General features: G+C 73.6%; 15 protein-coding genes. 6 read left to right on the plus strand and 9 right to left on the minus strand.

Annotation, left to right across the window (positions count from 1 at the left end):
* Together VM242_06810 and VM242_06815 are read left to right on the plus strand one after the other, a co-directional pair.
* On the plus strand, positions 1-768 hold the full coding sequence (locus VM242_06810) for an ABC transporter permease (GenBank protein ID HVM04861.1): 768 nt from the start codon (positions 1-3) through the stop codon (positions 766-768).
* Positions 765-1,571 (plus strand): ABC transporter permease, encoded by an 807-nt coding sequence (locus tag VM242_06815; GenBank protein ID HVM04862.1) that lies wholly within the window; start codon positions 765-767, stop codon positions 1,569-1,571. Before VM242_06810 ends, VM242_06815 begins: the two co-directional genes overlap by 4 nt.
* 15 nt (positions 1,572-1,586) lie before the next feature.
* On the opposite strand, the gene VM242_06820 is transcribed toward VM242_06815, so the two are convergent.
* Positions 1,587-2,465 carry a sigma-70 family RNA polymerase sigma factor gene (locus tag VM242_06820; protein HVM04863.1) on the minus strand — a complete coding sequence of 293 codons (879 nt, stop codon included), beginning with the start codon at positions 2,463-2,465 and terminating at the stop codon, positions 1,587-1,589.
* A 237-nt stretch (positions 2,466-2,702) separates the two neighbouring features.
* Here VM242_06820 and VM242_06825 point away from each other — a divergent pair, with 237 nt between their 5' ends.
* On the plus strand, positions 2,703-4,295 hold the full coding sequence (locus VM242_06825) for an AAA family ATPase (GenBank protein HVM04864.1): 1,593 nt from the start codon (positions 2,703-2,705) through the stop codon (positions 4,293-4,295).
* A gap of 293 nt (positions 4,296-4,588) precedes the next feature.
* Complete coding sequence (locus VM242_06830) at positions 4,589-5,374, plus strand: hypothetical protein (protein HVM04865.1); 786 nt, start codon at positions 4,589-4,591, stop codon at positions 5,372-5,374.
* A gap of 52 nt (positions 5,375-5,426) precedes the next feature.
* Here VM242_06830 and VM242_06835 read toward each other — a convergent pair whose 3' ends face one another.
* Entirely contained in the window at positions 5,427-5,807 is a 381-nt protein-coding gene (locus VM242_06835; protein HVM04866.1) for a PadR family transcriptional regulator, read from the minus strand.
* Positions 5,808-5,964: 157 nt separating this feature from the next.
* On the opposite strand from VM242_06835, the gene VM242_06840 reads away from it, so the two are divergent.
* A complete protein-coding gene (locus VM242_06840; protein HVM04867.1) occupies positions 5,965-6,399 on the plus strand; it encodes an SRPBCC family protein in 435 nt (144 codons plus the stop codon).
* 165 nt (positions 6,400-6,564) lie between these two features.
* Positions 6,565-8,007 carry a pyruvate kinase gene (pyk, locus tag VM242_06845; protein HVM04868.1) on the plus strand — a complete coding sequence of 481 codons (1,443 nt, stop codon included), beginning with the start codon at positions 6,565-6,567 and terminating at the stop codon, positions 8,005-8,007.
* A gap of 145 nt (positions 8,008-8,152) precedes the next feature.
* On the opposite strand, the gene VM242_06850 is transcribed toward pyk, so the two are convergent.
* The 7 genes from VM242_06850 to VM242_06880 all read right to left on the minus strand — a co-directional run bounded on the left by VM242_06850 (position 8,153) and on the right by VM242_06880 (position 16,037).
* Positions 8,153-8,395, minus strand: a complete 243-nt coding sequence (locus tag VM242_06850) for a hypothetical protein (GenBank protein HVM04869.1) — start codon at positions 8,393-8,395, stop codon at positions 8,153-8,155.
* A 20-nt stretch (positions 8,396-8,415) separates the two neighbouring features.
* Positions 8,416-9,225 carry a dipeptide/oligopeptide/nickel ABC transporter ATP-binding protein gene (locus VM242_06855; GenBank protein HVM04870.1) on the minus strand — a complete coding sequence of 270 codons (810 nt, stop codon included), beginning with the start codon at positions 9,223-9,225 and terminating at the stop codon, positions 8,416-8,418.
* A complete protein-coding gene (locus VM242_06860) occupies positions 9,222-11,171 on the minus strand; it encodes a dipeptide/oligopeptide/nickel ABC transporter permease/ATP-binding protein (protein ID HVM04871.1) in 1,950 nt (649 codons plus the stop codon). The genes VM242_06855 and VM242_06860 overlap by 4 nt, the downstream gene beginning before the upstream one ends.
* The gene (locus tag VM242_06865; protein HVM04872.1) at positions 11,168-12,145 is read right to left on the minus strand and encodes an ABC transporter permease; all 978 of its coding nucleotides are present in this window, start codon (positions 12,143-12,145) and stop codon (positions 11,168-11,170) included. The genes VM242_06860 and VM242_06865 overlap by 4 nt, the downstream gene beginning before the upstream one ends.
* Before the next feature lie 9 nt (positions 12,146-12,154).
* The gene (locus VM242_06870; GenBank protein HVM04873.1) at positions 12,155-13,948 is read right to left on the minus strand and encodes an ABC transporter substrate-binding protein; all 1,794 of its coding nucleotides are present in this window, start codon (positions 13,946-13,948) and stop codon (positions 12,155-12,157) included.
* A 141-nt stretch (positions 13,949-14,089) separates the two neighbouring features.
* Entirely contained in the window at positions 14,090-14,761 is a 672-nt protein-coding gene (locus VM242_06875) for a hypothetical protein (protein ID HVM04874.1), read from the minus strand.
* A gap of 103 nt (positions 14,762-14,864) precedes the next feature.
* On the minus strand, positions 14,865-16,037 hold the full coding sequence (locus VM242_06880) for an aminotransferase class I/II-fold pyridoxal phosphate-dependent enzyme (GenBank protein HVM04875.1): 1,173 nt from the start codon (positions 16,035-16,037) through the stop codon (positions 14,865-14,867).
* Between the last annotated feature and the right edge of the window lie 142 nt (positions 16,038-16,179).

The raw sequence follows: 16,179 nt of genomic DNA on the forward strand, positions 1-16,179 counted from the left end.
GTGACCGGCCTGCGCGCCGCGGTCGCCCTCCAGCTGCGCATCGTGGCCGCCGACCGCGGCTACCTCAACGAGGTGCTGGCCAACCCGTTCTTCGCCGTCATCTTCCTCGGCATCGTGCGGGGCGCCGGTCGCGACGACCTCACCGCCCACGCCGTCGTGGCGCCCGTGCTCATCACGCTGTGGGGGATGGCGCTGGAGATCTCGGGCGACATCGTGGACTCCGACCGGGGCGCCGGCATCCTCGAGGGCGTGGTGGCGACGCCCGTCGGGTTCCCGACGGTGGTCTCCGGCCGGGTGCTGGCCGTCACCGCCCTGAGCTTCGTCGGGATCGCCGAGACGTGGCTGGTCGCCCGGTTCGGGTTCGGTGCCGACGTCACCGTCCACCACCCGGCGGCGCTGGCGGCGACGCTGGTCGTCACCGGCCTGGCCACGGCCGGCACCGCCATCGTCATGGCCGCCGTCTTCGTCCTGGCCCGCACGGCGCGGACGTTCCAGAACACCATGAACTACCCGGTGTACCTGCTGGCCGGCGTCATCGTCCCCCTGTCCCTCCTCCCCGGGTGGCTGCGCCCGGCCGGCCGGGCGGTGTTCCTGTCGTGGAGCGCCGACCTGCTGCGCGAGTCGCTGTCCCCGGCGCCGATGTCCGACGTGCTGCCACGGCTGGGCATCATCCTGCTCCTCGGTGCCGTGGGGCTGATGGTGGGGCGCGTCGCCCTCCACGTCGTGCTGCGGCGTGTTCGCGTCCGCGGGACGCTGGCGTTCCGGTGAGCGGCGTCGCCCACGTCGCCCGGGTCCTGCGCCACGCCGCCCGGAGCGGTTTCTCGGACTTCGGCAACACCTACACGGTGTGGTCGTGGGCGTTCGGCCTGCTGCTGCGGATGCTGACCCAGGTGGCGTTCTTCACCTCGATCGGCCGCCTGCTCGACTCCGAGGCCCACGTCGAGTTCCTCTTCGTCGGCAACGCCGTGGCGGCGGCCGCCGTGGGATGCCTCACGGCCACGACGGCGACCGTCTGGGAGCGGCGCGCCGGGACGCTCCCCCTGCTGGTGGCCTCGCCCACCAGCCCGCTGGTCGTCCTGATGGGCCGCAGCACGTTCTTCATCGCCAACGGCCTGGCCTTCTCCGTCGGGGCCCTGGTCCTGGTGCCGCCGCTGTTCGACGTCGAGATCCCGATGGCTCGTTTCCCCGCCCTCCTCGCCCTGGTGGTGCTGATGGCGGTCACGACCTACTTCCTGGCCACCTTCCTCGGCGGCCTGGTGCTGCGGACGCCGAGCGCGGCGCGCACCGTACCGCAGGTCGCCCGTCTCACGATCATGGCGTTCTGCGGGGTGAGCGTCCCCCGCTCCGTCTTCCCCGAGGCGGTGAGCCGCCTGGCCGGGTTCCTCCCCGTGACCCACGGCCTCGACGCCGTACGCGAGCTGCTCGGCGAGGGCCGCCCCGGCGCCGTCCTCACGGGCGCCGGGCTGGAGCTGCTGGTGGGCGCCGGCTGGCTGGTGGCGTCCCTCGTCACCTTCCGCCGGCTGGCCGAAGCGGGCCGGCGCGACGGCTCGATCGTGTTCTCGGCCGCCTGAGGGCGGCCCGAGGCGTCAGCGGGGGACGAGCCTGGGAGCGTCGCTCAGCCGCTCGCGACAGCTCCGGCGGGCGGCGACGGCCGAGTAGTAGGCCGCCTTGCGACGCTCGGCCCGCATCGGGGGCTCGAAGTACACGACCTCGCTGTCGAGCTGCCGCCTCAGCGCCTCGCCGATGAGGGCCAGGGCCTCCGCCCGCATCTGGGAGACACGGGAGGCGCTCACCCGGAGCTCCTCGGCCAGCGCGGCCATGGGCAGCTCCTCGAAGAAGCAGCCCACCACGACGCGCCGGAGGCGATCGGGCAGCTCGGCGATGGCGTCGTGGAGGTACCCCGTCCGCTCGCGCTCGATGACCGACGCCTCGGGGGTGAGGGCGGCGGTGGGCAGCTGCTCCTCCTGCTCGGCGCCCGGCAGGCTCTCGTAGCCGATGACGACCGAGCGGTGGATGTCGACCGTCAGCTTCTGCATCTCCGCCGCGCTGAGGCCCAGGTGGGCGGCGACCTCGGGGTTGCTGGGCGACCGGCCCAGCTGCCCGGTGAGGGTGTCGGTGGCGTTGCGCACGGCGCGGGAACGGCTGCGCACCGATCGGCTCGCCCAGTCCGCGCTCCGCAGCTCGTCGAGGACGGCGCCGCGGATCCGACTGGCGGCGAAGCGCTCGAACGGGATCCCGCGCTCGGGGTCCCACGAACGGGTGGCCAGCGCCAGCCCGGTCATGGCCGCCGAGCGCAGGTCGTCGACCGGCACGTGACGCGGCACCTTCATCCGGAACTCGTTGACGATGTAGCCGACGAGGGGCAGGTGGAGCTCGGCCAGCTCACGCTCCCGTTTCGCCCGGGCGTCGCCCGGACCACCGGGCGCGCCACCCACCGACGCCGCCGCCCCCGTATTGGAGTTCATGGAGAGTGATGATGCGACCACGAGACGCGGTTGACCATCGGCCGCAGGGATGAACCCGGGGGTGCCGCCCACCCGACCGGGCCAGGGCGCAGGGCCGGGACGGTCTAGTCACCGCATCGGAGGTGGCCGAAACCGGCACCAGTCGGTCGCGGGACGGCGGCTCGGTTGAGCGTCCTGTGGACCAAGGGGCTAGTGTTCCCGCTGCTCGCTGGCCACCAGGTGGGAGTCGACCCGAGCATGAGCGACCTCTCCTCCATCGTCACCAGACCGGAGTTCCTCCTCCCGGTGCTCTGCATCGTCGGGGTGCTCATTGCCGCGCTCCGGCTGACGGCCCAGAACCGCAAGGCGGAGGAGGCGGCCAGGCTCCAGGTCCACCGGGTGCCGCGCCGCCCGGACGACGGCGACGGCGTGGCCGTGGCCCACGCCGGCCAGCAGGTGCAGCGGGCCGCCGCCGACGCCGGCAGCGACGTGGCCCCCGAGCGGCCCACCGTCACCTTCGCCGACGTGGCCGGCCTCGACGACGCCATCGCCGAGCTGCGGGAGGTCACCGAGTACCTCTCCGACCCCGAGCGCTTCCAGCGCCTCGGCGCCGAGCTGCCCCGGGGGATCCTGCTCCACGGCCTCCCGGGGTGCGGCAAGACCCTGCTGGCCCGGGCCCTGGCCGGCGAGACCGGCGTCCCCTTCTACTTCGTGTCCGCCTCCAGCTTCGTCGAGAAGTTCGTCGGAGTGGGGGCCGCCCGGGTGCGCGACCTGTTCCAGGAGGCCAAGAAGCAGGCGCCCGCCATCGTCTTCATCGACGAGCTGGACGCCGTGGGCCGCAAGCGCGACTCGGCCGACGGCGGCGCCCGGGAGTTCGACCACACCCTGAACCAGCTGCTGGTCGAGCTGGACGGGTTCCTCGGCTCGTCGGGCGTGCTGCTCCTGGCCGCCACCAACCGCCCCGAGCTGATCGACCCCGCCCTGCTCCGCCCCGGCCGGTTCGACCGCCGCATCGAGATCGGCCGGCCCGACGTGCGGGGCCGCGAGCAGATCCTGCTCCTCCACGCCGCCAAGCGCCCCTTCTCGGGGCGGGTCGACTGGGCCGAGGTGGCGGCCACCACCGCCGGCCTCTCCCCCGCCGAGCTGGCCAACATCGTCAACGAGGCGGCTCTCCTCGCCGCCCGGCGCCACCATCCCCGCATCTCCCCCGAGGACGTGGAGGAGGCGGCCGCCCGGGTGCTGTCCGGTACGCGCAACTCGCGGCTGATGGACGACGAGGAGAAGGAGGTGGCGGCCGTCCACGAGGCGGGCCACGCCCTCCTGTCCGTGCTCGTGCGGGGCATGGCCACGCCCGCCCGGGTGTCGATCGTGGGCCGCACCGGCGCGTTCGACAAGTCGCAGTGGTCGCCGCCCGACGAGGGCGGCATCGTCACCAAGCGCGAGCTCATCGCCCGGCTCATCGTCCTCCTGGGCGGGCGGGCGGCCGAGGTGAACGCCTTCGGCGAACCGAGCACGCGGGCCGAGGACGACCTGGAGCAGGCCGCCACCCTCGCCCGGCGCATGGTCGAGCGCCTGGCGATGACGGGCCGCTACGAGCTGGCGGCGGGGCGCAAGGACGACCCCCACTACTTCGAGGGCAGCGCCGGAGGCGCCGAGGTCCGCCAGCTGCTGGCCAGGTCGGAGCAGGCGGCCCAGGTCATCCTGGCCGACCACCGCGCCGCCCTGTTCGCCATCGCCGACGCCCTGGCCGAGCGGGAGACGCTGTCGTCGTCGGAGCTCCTCCACCTGGCCGGCCGCTCCCCGGCCGCCCGGCCCCTGGCCGAGGTCCGGGAGATCAACGGGACGTACTAGTCCCGCCGGCGCCGAGGCGCCGGTGTTCTGCTGACGCTGCGCACCGCAGACCGGCGATCTCCGTCCGGAGAACGGGCGGCGGCCTCACCGCGGCAGCCGCCGTCGTCGCCAACGCCGTCGCCTGGCGGCCCGTTCCCCCGCCGTCCGGGTGGTGCGCGCACCACCCGGACGGGTGGTGCCGCTGGGGTCGAACGACCCTGGGAGAACCCTCCCGGACCGTCCACCTTGGGAGCAGAGGACGGCTTCCCGGGGAGGCGCAGATGAGGAACGACGCGGTACGGCGGGTACGGCGGATGGCCACCCTCGTCGCATCGACCTTCACGGCCGCGGTCGTCGCCCTGGTGGTGATGGCGCCCCCCTCGGCGGCGCAGGACCCGCCCGGCAACGACGGCACCATCAAGATCGACGGCGCCGACGTCGAGGACGTCCCCGACAACGATCCCCACGCCGACTGCCGGTTCACGCTCGAGTTCCGGGGCTACGACCAGGGTGAGCTGGAGGCGACGGTCCGCTTCGAGCTGGTCCCGCCGACGGAGCGGCCGGCGGGGTCCCAGACGCTCCTCGAGGACACGCTCGCCATCGGCGCCGACCCGGCGGGCGGGGCGACCGACCTCGACGCCGCCCGGGCCTACGAGCTCGACTTCACCGGGGCGGTGGCGCACGAGTCGCAGGGGTTCCACGTGCGGGTGACGATCCACGCCGAGGGCTCCCGCGGCGCCGACGCCAAGCACAAGGTGTTCTGGGTGCAGCCCTGTCCCCCGCCGGTGACGACGACGACCACGACGACGACGACGACCACCACCACGACCACCACCACGACGACGACGACGGCCCCGACCAGCCCGACCACCGCGGCGACCACCAGCGTGGTCACCGTGCCGGCGCAGGTCGCGGGCGTGCAGATCACGCAGCCGGGGGCGACCGCCACGACCGCCCCGGCCCGGGTGCTCGGGACCCAGCTGTCACGACTGCCGGCCACGGGCACGGGCTCGCTCACCCGGGCCCTGCTGCTCACGGCCGGGCTGTTCCTCGCCGTCGGCACCGGCATCCTCACCGTGGTGAGGCTCAGGGAGGAGTAGGCGCTCCAGCGGCGCCCCGTCGGCGAGCCCGCCCGGGGCACCGCCCCGGGCGTCAGGCGCTGGCGGCGGCGCGCAGGCGGGGGGCGGCGAGGCGGCGCTGGCGGGCCAGGAAGTCGCCCAGCGTCCGCGAGCTGGCCGCCACCGTGGAGGCGCACGTCTCCAGGTACTCGACCCCGGCGGGGGTCACCGCGTAGCTGCGCCGCGCCGGGCCCGCCCCCGGCTCCCACCACGACTCCAGGAGGCCGTCGGCGTCGAGCCGTCGCAGCGCCCGGTAGACCTTGCCCGAGTCGACGTTGGCCAACCCCAGCTCCGACAGGCGGGCGGCCAGTCCGTAGCCGTAGCTGGGCGACTCGGCCAGGAGCAGCAGCAGGCACCCGTACAGGTAGTCGCCGGGCGCGGCCACCGGGCCCTGCTGCGTCCTCCGAGCGGTCATGCGGAGCTCCTCTCCGTGCTGCGGGCTTCCATCGCGACTTTGTGAAAGTTTTCACGATGCTCCAGCCACCATAGCGGTTCGCAACCCGTAACGGAAACGACTCGGATCCGGGTCGTTCGCAACACCGGTTCACGAAGGGTGAGGAGGAGGGGCTCCGATGGTCGACGTGTCCACCGACATCACGATCGAGCGGCCGGTGGAGCGGGTCGCCGGCTACGCCGCCGACCCGTCGAACGCACCCGAGTGGTACGTCAACATCCACTCGGCCGAGTGGCGCACCGCACCGCCGTTGGCGGTTGGCTCCCGGGTGGCGTTCGAGGCGACGTTCCTCGGGCGCACCCTCACCTACACCTACGAGGTCGTCGACTTCCGCCCCGGCGAGCGGCTGGTGATGCGCACGGCCGAGGGCCCCTTCCCGATGGAGACCACGTACTCGTGGGCGCCGGCCGGCGACGGCGCCACCTCCATGACGCTGCGCAACCGGGGCGCGCCGGCGGGGTTCGCCAAGGTCGCCGCGCCGCTCATGGCCAAGGCCATGGCGCGTGCCAACCGCAAGGATCTCGAGCGGCTCAAGTCGATCCTCGAGTCCTGACTCGCAAGGGCGCTCCGGAAGGCGGCGTCCCTGCGCCGCGTTCCGGCCGGCCGCCGGTCGGTTCCGGCGGCAGATCCGGGCGAATAGCGCCCTGCCGCCGGAGAAGCCTGGCCTCGCAGAACCCGTTGGCAGCCAACGGTTTCTCGCTCCCACTACGCTCCTTCGATGCGCCGCACGAAGATCGTCGCCACCGTCGGCCCCGCGTCGGAGGACCCGCACACCCTCGCCGCCATGGTGACGGCCGGCATGGACATGGCGCGGCTCTCCCTGGCCCACGGCCGTCTCGACGAGACCCTGGACCGGGTGCAACGGGTCCGGGCGATCGGCGAGCAGCAGGACAAGCACGTGGGCGTCCTGGCCGACCTGCCCGGCCCCAAGGTGCGGGCGGCGGAGTTCCCCGAGGGCGGCGTGCTCCTGGCCGAGGGCTCGACCGTCGACCTGGTGGCGGCCGAGGCCGGGTCGGCCAGCAGCGACTCGGTCCTGGCCGTCGACCACGCCGCCGTGCTGGACGACCTCCGGGCGGGCGACCGGGTCGTGCTCGGCGACGGCGCCATCAGCCTGGTGGTGGAGGACGTCGGCGAGGCCCGGGCACGCGCCGTGGTCGTCACCGGAGGGTGGGCGCAGGGGCGGCCGGGCGTGGCGCTGCCCGCCGGCCGGTTCGCCGTGCAGTCCCCGACGGCCCAGGACCTGTACCTGCTGAAGGCCCTGGTCGAGGCGGACGTGGACGCCGTCGCCATCTCCTTCGTCCGCTCGGCGGCCGACATCCGCCGGGCCCGCGAGGCGCTGGACGGCGCCGGCCCCATGCTGGTCGCCAAGATCGAGACCCAGGAGGCGGTCGACGACCTCGAGGACATCATCGCCACCGCCGACGCCGTGATGGTCGCCCGGGGGGACCTCGGCATCCGGTGCGACCTCGAGGACGTCCCCGTGTACCAGAAGCGCATCATCCGCTCGGGCGTCGCCTACGGGCGGCCGGTCATCACCGCCACCCAGATGCTCGAGACGATGGTGCGGGCGCCCACCCCTACCCGGGCCGAGGTGAGCGACGTCGCCAACGCGGTGTTCGACGGCACCAGCGCCCTGATGCTCTCGGGGGAGACGGCGGTGGGCCACGACCCGGCGGGCGCCGTGCGCACCATGGCGCGGATCGCCCTCCGGGCCGAGCGCGAGTTCGACTACGCCGGGTGGGGCGCCCGGCTCGGCCGCCAGCAGCAGGCGGAGGCCCAGAACGCCCCCGTCGGCCTGCGCATCACCGCCGCCATCTCGGCCGCTGCCTGGCGGGCGGCGGGCGACGCCGAGGTCGCCGCCATCATCGCCTGCACGAACACCGGCGCCACCGCCCGCGCCATCTCCCGGTTCCGGCCCACCGTGCCGGTCCTGGGCGTCACGCCGTCGCTGCGCACGGCCCGCCAGCTCTCGTTCGGCTGGGGCATCACCCCCATCCTGGCCGACGTCCACGGCACCACCGACGACATCGTGTGGTTCGCGGTGAAGACGGCGGTGGAGCGGGGCGTCCTCAAGCAGGGCGACGTGGTGGCCGTGCTCGTGGGGTCCCCCACCCGGCCCGGCCTGGTCACCGACACGCTCCGCCTCGAGCGCATCGAGTGACCTCGCCGGCGCCGCGTCAGCCCATGTAGACCAGCTCGGAGCGGCCCTCGGCCACCTCGGTCAGCACCTCGGCCAGCTTGCGGGTGACGCCGCCGATGCCCGACACCTGCTCGGAGGACACCCCACGGGTGTCCACGCAGCCGGGTCAGAGGGAGACGAGGAAGGGGGCGTCGACGCCCTTCTTGATCTTCTCCCGCAGCTCGTCCCCGAGGGCGGTGTCGGGGATCCCCTCGACGGTGGCGACCAGCACGGCGTCGCCGGCCAGGCGGACCTCGGCCTCCAGGCCGGCGTCGGCCGCCACCGAGGCGAAGTGGTAGGCGGTGCGGGCCGGCCGCGGGTCCTCCCGCGGGTCGGCGGAGGCGAAGAAGATCAGCTTCTTGCGTTCCATCGGTTGCTCCTTGCTCGTGTTCACGACGGGACCTGGTCGAGCTCGCCCTCGCTGGCGGCGAGGAGCAGGCGGGTGTAGTCGGCGGTGGGGCGGTGGACGACGTCGTCGCTGGCACCCGTCTCCACCACCTGCCCGTTCCGCATGACGACCATGCGGTCGGAGACCCAGCGGGCCACGGCCAGGTCGTGGGTGATGTAGACGAAGGCCGTCCTGTGGCGGTCGCGCATGGCGAGGACGAGGTCGAGGATGCCGGCGCACACGGACGCGTCCAGCATCGACGTCGGCTCGTCGGCGATCACCAGCTCGGGCCGGGCGACCATGGCCCGGGCCAGGGCCACCCGCTGGCGCTGCCCGCCCGACAGCTGGTGGGGGAAGCGCCGGCCCATCGACGCCGCCGGCTGGAGCGCCACCTCCTCGAGCGCCCGGGTGACGGCGGCGCCGCGCACGGCCCGGGCGTCGCCGCGGACGGCCAGCGGCTCGGCCACGATCTCGCCGACGCGCATGCCCGGGTGCAGCGACTGGTAGGGGTCCTGGAACACCAGGTGCATGCGCTGGCGGACGGCCCGGAGCTCGGAGCGCCTCAGGGACGTGAGGTCGCGGCCGTCGAAGCGGACGGCGCCCGTGTCGGGCCGCTCCAGGCCGAGGATGAGGCGGGCCAGGGTCGTCTTGCCCGCGCCGCTCTCCCCCACCACGGCGACGATCTCGGCGGGCTGGACGGTGAGGGAGACGCCGTCCACGGCGACCACCTCCGCCTGCCGGCGCGGGCCGCGTCGAGAGCGGTACCGCCGGCTCACGGCGTCGAGCTCGAGGACGGGCGGCGCCGGCGTCACGGGCGCTCCTCGGGGCGTTGGACGATGCACGCGACCGCATGGCCGCCGTCGCCCGCCAGCGCCGGGTCCGTGGTGGCGCAGCCGTCCACCGCCTCGGCGCACCGGGTGCGGAACCGGCACCCCTCCGGCGTCCTCGACAGGTCGGGGACCTCGCCGGGCACGGCCGCCAGCGGGCGCCGCTCGCCCTTGAGCGACGGGAAGGCGCCGAACAGGGCACGGGTGTACGGGTGCCGCGGTGAGGCGGAGACGACCGCCGCCGGGCCCCGCTCGACGATGCGCCCGGCGTACATGACGGCGAGGTCGTCGGCGATGCGGGAGACGGTGGGCAGGTCGTGGGACACCAGCAGGATCCCGAGGCGCAGCTCGTCGCGCAGCTCGGTGAGCAGCTTCAGGACCTGGGCCCGGGTGACGACGTCGAGCCCGCTGGCCGGCTCGTCGGCCACCAGCAGGTCCGGGTCGTTCACCAGGGCCATGGCGATGACGGCCCGCTGGCGCATGCCGCCCGACAGCTCGTGGGGAAAGGCCTGGTGGCGTGACGGGTCGAGCCCCACCCGCTCGAGCAGCTGGCGCGACCGCACCTCGGCGGCCGCCTCGTCGCGGGTCAGCCGGGCCGCCTCGACGACCTGGCGGAGCACCGGGTACGCCGGGTTGAGGGCGTTCATGGCCGCCTGCGGCACCAGGGCGACGTCCCGCCCCCGGTACGGAGCGAGGGCCGGGCGTGACGGGCGGCCGACGGGGCGCCCGCCCAGCGAGAGGTCGCCGGCCACCACCCGCCCGGGTGGGCGCAGGACGCCGGCCGCCGTCAGGGCGATGGTCGTCTTGCCGCTGCCCGACTCGCCCACCAGGCCCAGGATGCGGCCCCGCTCGACCTCGAGGTCGACGCCGTCCACCGCCCGGACCACCGAGCGGCCCAGCTGGTACTCCACGACCAGGCCGGCGAGGGAGAGCGCAGGAGCGTCGTCGGCCCCCGCGACGCGGACCGCCCCTCGGCGGCGGCGGGCGGGGCGGGCGGCCGAGCGGCGCAGGCGGGGGTCGGCCCACTCCTCCACCGCCGACCCCACGAAGGCGAGCCCCAGGATCACCGTGGTGAGGGCCAGCCCGGGGGGCAGCACCCACCACTGCCAGGCGTCGGTGAGGAAGGCGCTGCGGGCGTTGGCGAAGTAGAGGATGGTGCCCCAGCTGACCCGGTCCGGGTCACCCAGGCCGAGGAAGGCGAGCGACGCCTCCAGCATGACGGCCACGTTGGCGGCCCGCACGAACTGGGCGGCGGCCAGCGGCGCGATGCGGGGGACGATGTGGCGGCCGATCACCCGCAGCCCCGAGGCGCCCATGGCCTTGGCCGCGACTACGTGGGCGTGCTCGCGCAGCTTCAGCACCTGGGACCGCAGGATCCGGGCGGGGCGGGCCCACAGCACGGTGGCGATGACGAAGATGGTGGTGCCCAGCCCGCGGCCGAAGAAGGCGGCCAGCACGATGACCAGGACGAGGAACGGGAAGCCGAGCATGAGGTCGACGATGCGCATGAGCACCGTCTCCACCGGGCCCCGGTAGTAGCCGGCCACGAGGGCGACGGCGGAGCCGACCACCACCGCCACCAAGGCGGCTCCCAGGGCGATCACCAGCGACAGCCGGGCGCCGTGGAGCAGCTGGGCGAACAGGTCCTGCCCCACGTCGTTGGTGCCGAGGGGGTGGGCGGAGGACGGCCGGAGGAACGGGAGCCCGGCCGTCTCGTCGGGCCCGTAGGGCGACAGCACGGGGGCGAACAGCGCGGCCGCCAGGCAGGCGCCGACGAGCACCGCGCCGACCACGCCGAGCGTCCGCCCGACCCCGCCGGTGCGCCGGCCCCGCCTGCGGGCCCGGTCGGGGACGGGCGTCTGCGCCGGCGGCCCCCCACCCAGTGGGGTGGCGTCGGCCGCCCGCGCCGGGTCGGTGTCGGCGAGCGTCATTCGTGGTGCGCCCGGCGGACCCGGGGGTCGAGGTACGGGTAGACCAGGTCGTTGAGCAGGTTGGCCACCACCACCGTCACGATGAGGAGCAGGAAGGCTCCCTGGATGACGGGGTAGTCGCGGGCCAGCACGCTCTCGTAGATCAGCCGCCCGAGGCCGGGATAGGAGAACACCGTCTCCACCACCGCCGCCCCCCCGACCAGCGTGCCGAGGCCGACCAGGGCCACGGTGGACACCGGGAGCAGCGCGTTGCGGGCGGCGTGGCGGCGCACCTCCTTGTCGGTCAACCCCTTGGCCTCGGCCATCAGCACATAGTCCTCGGCCAGCTCGGACACGAGGGCCGAGCGGGCCACCAGGTACATGGGCCCGAGGCCGGCGATGGCCAGGGTGGCGATGGGCAGCACCGCCCGCTTCAGCACCTCACCGATGGACTCGAGGCCCCGGGCGTCGCTCGGCGCCAGCGCGCCGTAGCTCGGGAACCACCCGAGCCCCACCGAGAAGGCCAGCAGGAGGAGCATGCCGACGAAGAACGGCGGCAGGGCGTCGAGGAACATCATCCCGGCCATCGTCCCGGTGTCGGCCGACGTCCCCCGGCGCCACGCCGATCGGAACCCCAGGAGGGCGCCGATCACGGTCGACAGCACCAGGGCGCCGCCCACCAGCAGCAGCGTCCACCCGACGCGCTCGCCGAGAAGCGACGTGACGGGGCGCCCGAAGCGGATCGACACCAGGAGATCGCCCCGGGCGATGCCGGCCACGTAGTCCTTGAACTGCTCGGGCAGCGGGTCGTTCAGCCCGAACCGGTCGAGGATCTCCGCCCGCTGCTCGGGCGTGAGGGCGCCGGCCTGCTCGGGCGGGAGGAGGTAGTCGATGGCATCCCCGGGGGCCAGCCGGGGGAGGGCGAAGTTGAGGGCGATGGCGGCCACCAGGACCGCCCCGTACTGCGCGACGGTGCGCAGGACGTGCCTGGTCACGCCCAGGTCCTACTCGTCCTCGGCCGTCCGGCGGCGCCCGCGGTTGCCGAGGTAGGCGAACAGGCCGACGGCCGCCACCACGGCGACGGCGATGGGGATCACGGGCACGCCACTCCCCTCGTCGTCGCCACCGGCGGCCGCCGGCTCCTCGAGGTCGGCCGCCCCCTGGACGGCGATCTCCTCGTAGCCCGGGAGGAACGAGCGCTTGGTGAAGATGCCCTGGCCCTTGTCGGCCACCCACCCGTCGTAGGCCGCCTCCCGGAAGGCGAACTGGCCGTCGGGGTAGTACAGGACGATCACCGGCACCTCCTGGGCGAGCACCTTCTGCGCCTCGCCCAGGATCTCCTTGCGCTCGTCGTTCTCCTTGCCGGTCGCCTCCTCGATCAGCCGGTCCATCTCGGCGTTCGTGTAGCCGGTGATGCTGGCGCCGAAGCCCTTGGGCCCGGGCGAGTGGAAGAAGTAGTAGAGGCCGTCGGGGTCGACGTGGGCGTGCGCCTCCAGGCTCGACACGTAGGCGTCGTAGGTGGGGACGGACCCGGGCGGCGCCTGCCGGCGGGTCCGGAGCGTGGCCGGGTCGAGCGGCTCCACGTTGAGCTTCACGCCCAGCGGCGCGATCTGCTCGCCCACCAGCTGCATGGCCCGGATGTCGGTCGGCTCGAACGACGAGACGAGGACGTTGAGCTCCAGCCGTGTGCCGTCGGGCGCCTTGCGGACCCCGTCAGGGTCCTTGGCGGTGTAGCCGGCGTCGTCCAGCATCGTGGCCGCCGCCGGCCGGTCGAAGTCGTGCCCCGCCTCCGCCTCGGGCAGCGCCCACGGCGAGTCGGGGTGGACGAAGGCGTCGCGGCCGGGACGCCCGTGGCCGAGCAGGACGGTGTCCACGAGGGCGTCGAGGTCGATCCCCGTGCTGATGGCCTTGCGCAGCTTCGGGTCGGACCACGGCGCCTTGCGGGCGTTGAAGTACATCTGGATGGAGTCGAACCGGGTGCTCTCCGCCACGCCGATCCCGTCCGTGCCTCGCAGCTGCTCGACCAGCTCCGGGGGGATGTTGCGCTCGACCATGTCGACGTCGCCGGTGCGAAGGGCCGTGTACGCCGACTGCGGGTCCTTGACGATCACCAGCTCCAGCTGGTCGATCTTCGGCGCGCCCTTGAAGTGGTCCTCGTTCGCCTCCATCCGGTACCGCTGGTCGGGGACGATCTCGACCAGCTTGAACGGGCCGGTGCCGACCGGCAGCTGCGTCGTCATCGACGCCGGCTCGGCCACGCCCTCGTAGACGTGCTTGGCGATGATGGGCAGGTCGCCGCCGGGCATGATCCTGAACTGCGGGGCCGGTTGCCTGAAGAAGATGCGGAGCCGGTGCTCGTCGACGATCTCCGACCGGTCGTAGGCCGGCATGTCGGAGACGTGGTGGGCGTAGCGGCCCGAGGCGCCCGGCTGCGCCTTGTAGTAGTCGAAGCTGAAGGCGACGTCGGCGGACGTGAACGGCGTTCCGTCGTGCCACGTGACGCCCTCGCGGAGCTTGACGTCCCACGTGGAGCCGCCGTCTTCCGACTCGGCCGACTCCGCCAACCACGGCTCGGGGTCGGGCACCGCCTGCGACCAGAACAGCGCGTCGTAGACCAGGTGCTGGATGTCGTTCGTGGCCGGGAGGGCGCCAAAGCCGACGGTGAAGGGGGTGATGTTGTTCTCGAACCCCTTGATCGCCACCCGCACCGTCTTCGTCGCCCCGGCCTGGCCCCGGGCGGGCGACGGGGCGACCAGGCCGGCGGCAGCGAGCCCGAGGCAACACGCGGAGACCAGCACACGACGAAGCAAGGTTCCGTCCTCCCCAGCGACAGTGGCGTCATCGGCACGGGCACCTGCGCGGCCCGCGGTGAGGCGTACGAACCTATCGCGAACTACCGGCGGATCAACCGGGATGCAAGAGGCGCGGGGCCGGCGGGGCTACCGGCCGGTGGCGGGGCGGGTGACGGCGGCGGGTGCCGCCAGCTCGTCGCGGCGGGCGTCGGCGATCCGCGACAGCGCCACCAGCTGGCGGCGCTCACGGGCCCGGAACGGCCGGCCCTGGCGGCCGACGACCAGCGCCTGGTCCGCGTTGGGAAGGGCGGCCCAGGCGACGTCGTCCGGTCCGCCGTCGGTGCCGACCACGGCGGCCGACGCCCCGTGCAGGAAGGCGGCCAGCCAGGGGGCGGGCGGGGGCGTCCCGGCGGCGGACACGGCAGCCGGGCCCTCGAGGTCGAGCAGCACCGCCCAGTCGGCGTCGAACGTCTGGCGGGCGCAGCCGCACAGCCCCTCGAACAGCCCTTCGAGCGTCGCGTGCTCGACCAGCACGGCGGCCGCCTCCAGCGCGCCGAGGCGCTGGTCGTGGTCGGCGTCGACGGCCAGGCGCACGTCCTCCACGTCCACCCCGTCGACCTGGCCCATCTCGGCCGTGAGCAGCGGGACCAGGTCGTCGCTCGGGAGGTCGACGACGAGCTCGTCGATCGCCCGGCCCCCGCCCCGCTCCAGGATGTCGATGCCGACCAGGTCGCCACGCACGGCCCCGATGCGGCTGGCGACGGCGCCGAGGGCGCCGGGCCGGTCGGGGAGCCACACCCGCACGACGTAGGTGGTCATCGCTTCGACGCTAGGTCCGCTCGGTGAACGCCGCATTTCGGCCCGGCGAAGGTACAGGAAACCGTCACAGTTCTGACGCCTCCCGCCGGGCGGGCGGCGGCGATCACAGCTCGGGCAGGCCGCGGCGGATGGTGCGGACGGCCTGGGCGATCCGCTGCTCGTTCTCGATGAGCGCGAACCGCACGTAACCCTCGCCGCCGGGACCGAAGCCGACGCCCGGGGAGGTGGCCACCTTTCCTTCGCGGACGAGCAGCTTGGCGAACTCCAGGCTGCCCAGGTGGCGGTAGGGCTCGGGGATGGGCGCCCACACGAACATCGTCCCCCGGGGCTTGTCGACGTCCCAGCCGATCCGCGACAGGCCCTCGCACAGGGCGTCCCGGCGGCTCTGGTACATCTCGTTCACCAGCTTGGGGTAGTCGCCGGCGTCGTTCATGGCCACGGTGGCGGCGATCTGGATGGGCTGGAAGGTCCCGTAGTCGAGGTAGCTCTTGAGCTTGGTGAGGGCCTGCACGATCGCCGCGTTGCCGACCAGGAAGCCGACGCGCCAGCCCGCCATGGAGAACGACTTGGTGAGCGTGTAGAGCTCGACGGCCACGTCCTTGGCCCCGGGCACCTGGAGGATCGACGGCGGCTGGTAGCCGTCGAAGGCGGTGTCTGAGTAGGCGAAGTCGTGGACGAGCACGACCTCGTGCTCCTTGGCGAACTCCACGACGCGCGTCATCCAGGCCAGGTCGACGCACGCCGTGGTGGGGTTGTGGGGGAACGACAGGACGATGACGCGGGGCTTGGGCCACTGGTTCTCCCACGCCTCCACCAGGTTGGCGAAGAAGTCCTGCTCGGGGCCCACCCGGACCTGCTGGACCTCGGCCCCGGCGAACAGGGCGGCGTAGATGTGGATGGGGTACGACGGCGACGGCACGAAGGCGGAGTCGCCCGGGCCGAGCAGCACCCACATCAGGTGGGACAGGCCCTCCTTGGCGCCGATGGTGGTGACCACCTCGTTGTCGGGGTCGAGCTCCACCCCGAAGCGCCGCAGGTACAGGTCGGACACGGCCAGGCGGAGCTTGGGGATGCCCTTGGACGACGAGTAGCGGTGGTTGCGGGGGTTGTGCACCGCCTCGGCCAGCTTCTCGACGGCCACGTCGGGCGAGGGGATGTCGGGGTTGCCGAAGCCGAGGTCGATGACGTCGTCGCCCTGGCGGCGTGCCTCCACCTTGAGCTCGTTGATGACGGTGAAGACGTAGGGCGGCAGCCCGTTGATCCGCCTGAACTCCATTGGTAGTCAGACCCCCATGGGCTTCGCCCGCCACGACGGATGAGAATGGTGCGTGCTCGGCCAAGCTCGGCTTTCCTTGGTGCAGCAAAGCCCGATAGTCAGACTGATGCGGGGGCCTTCTCGGCACCACGAAGTGTTCACT

Source organism: Acidimicrobiales bacterium (assembly GCA_035540975.1).
Taxonomy (GTDB): Bacteria; Actinomycetota; Acidimicrobiia; order Acidimicrobiales.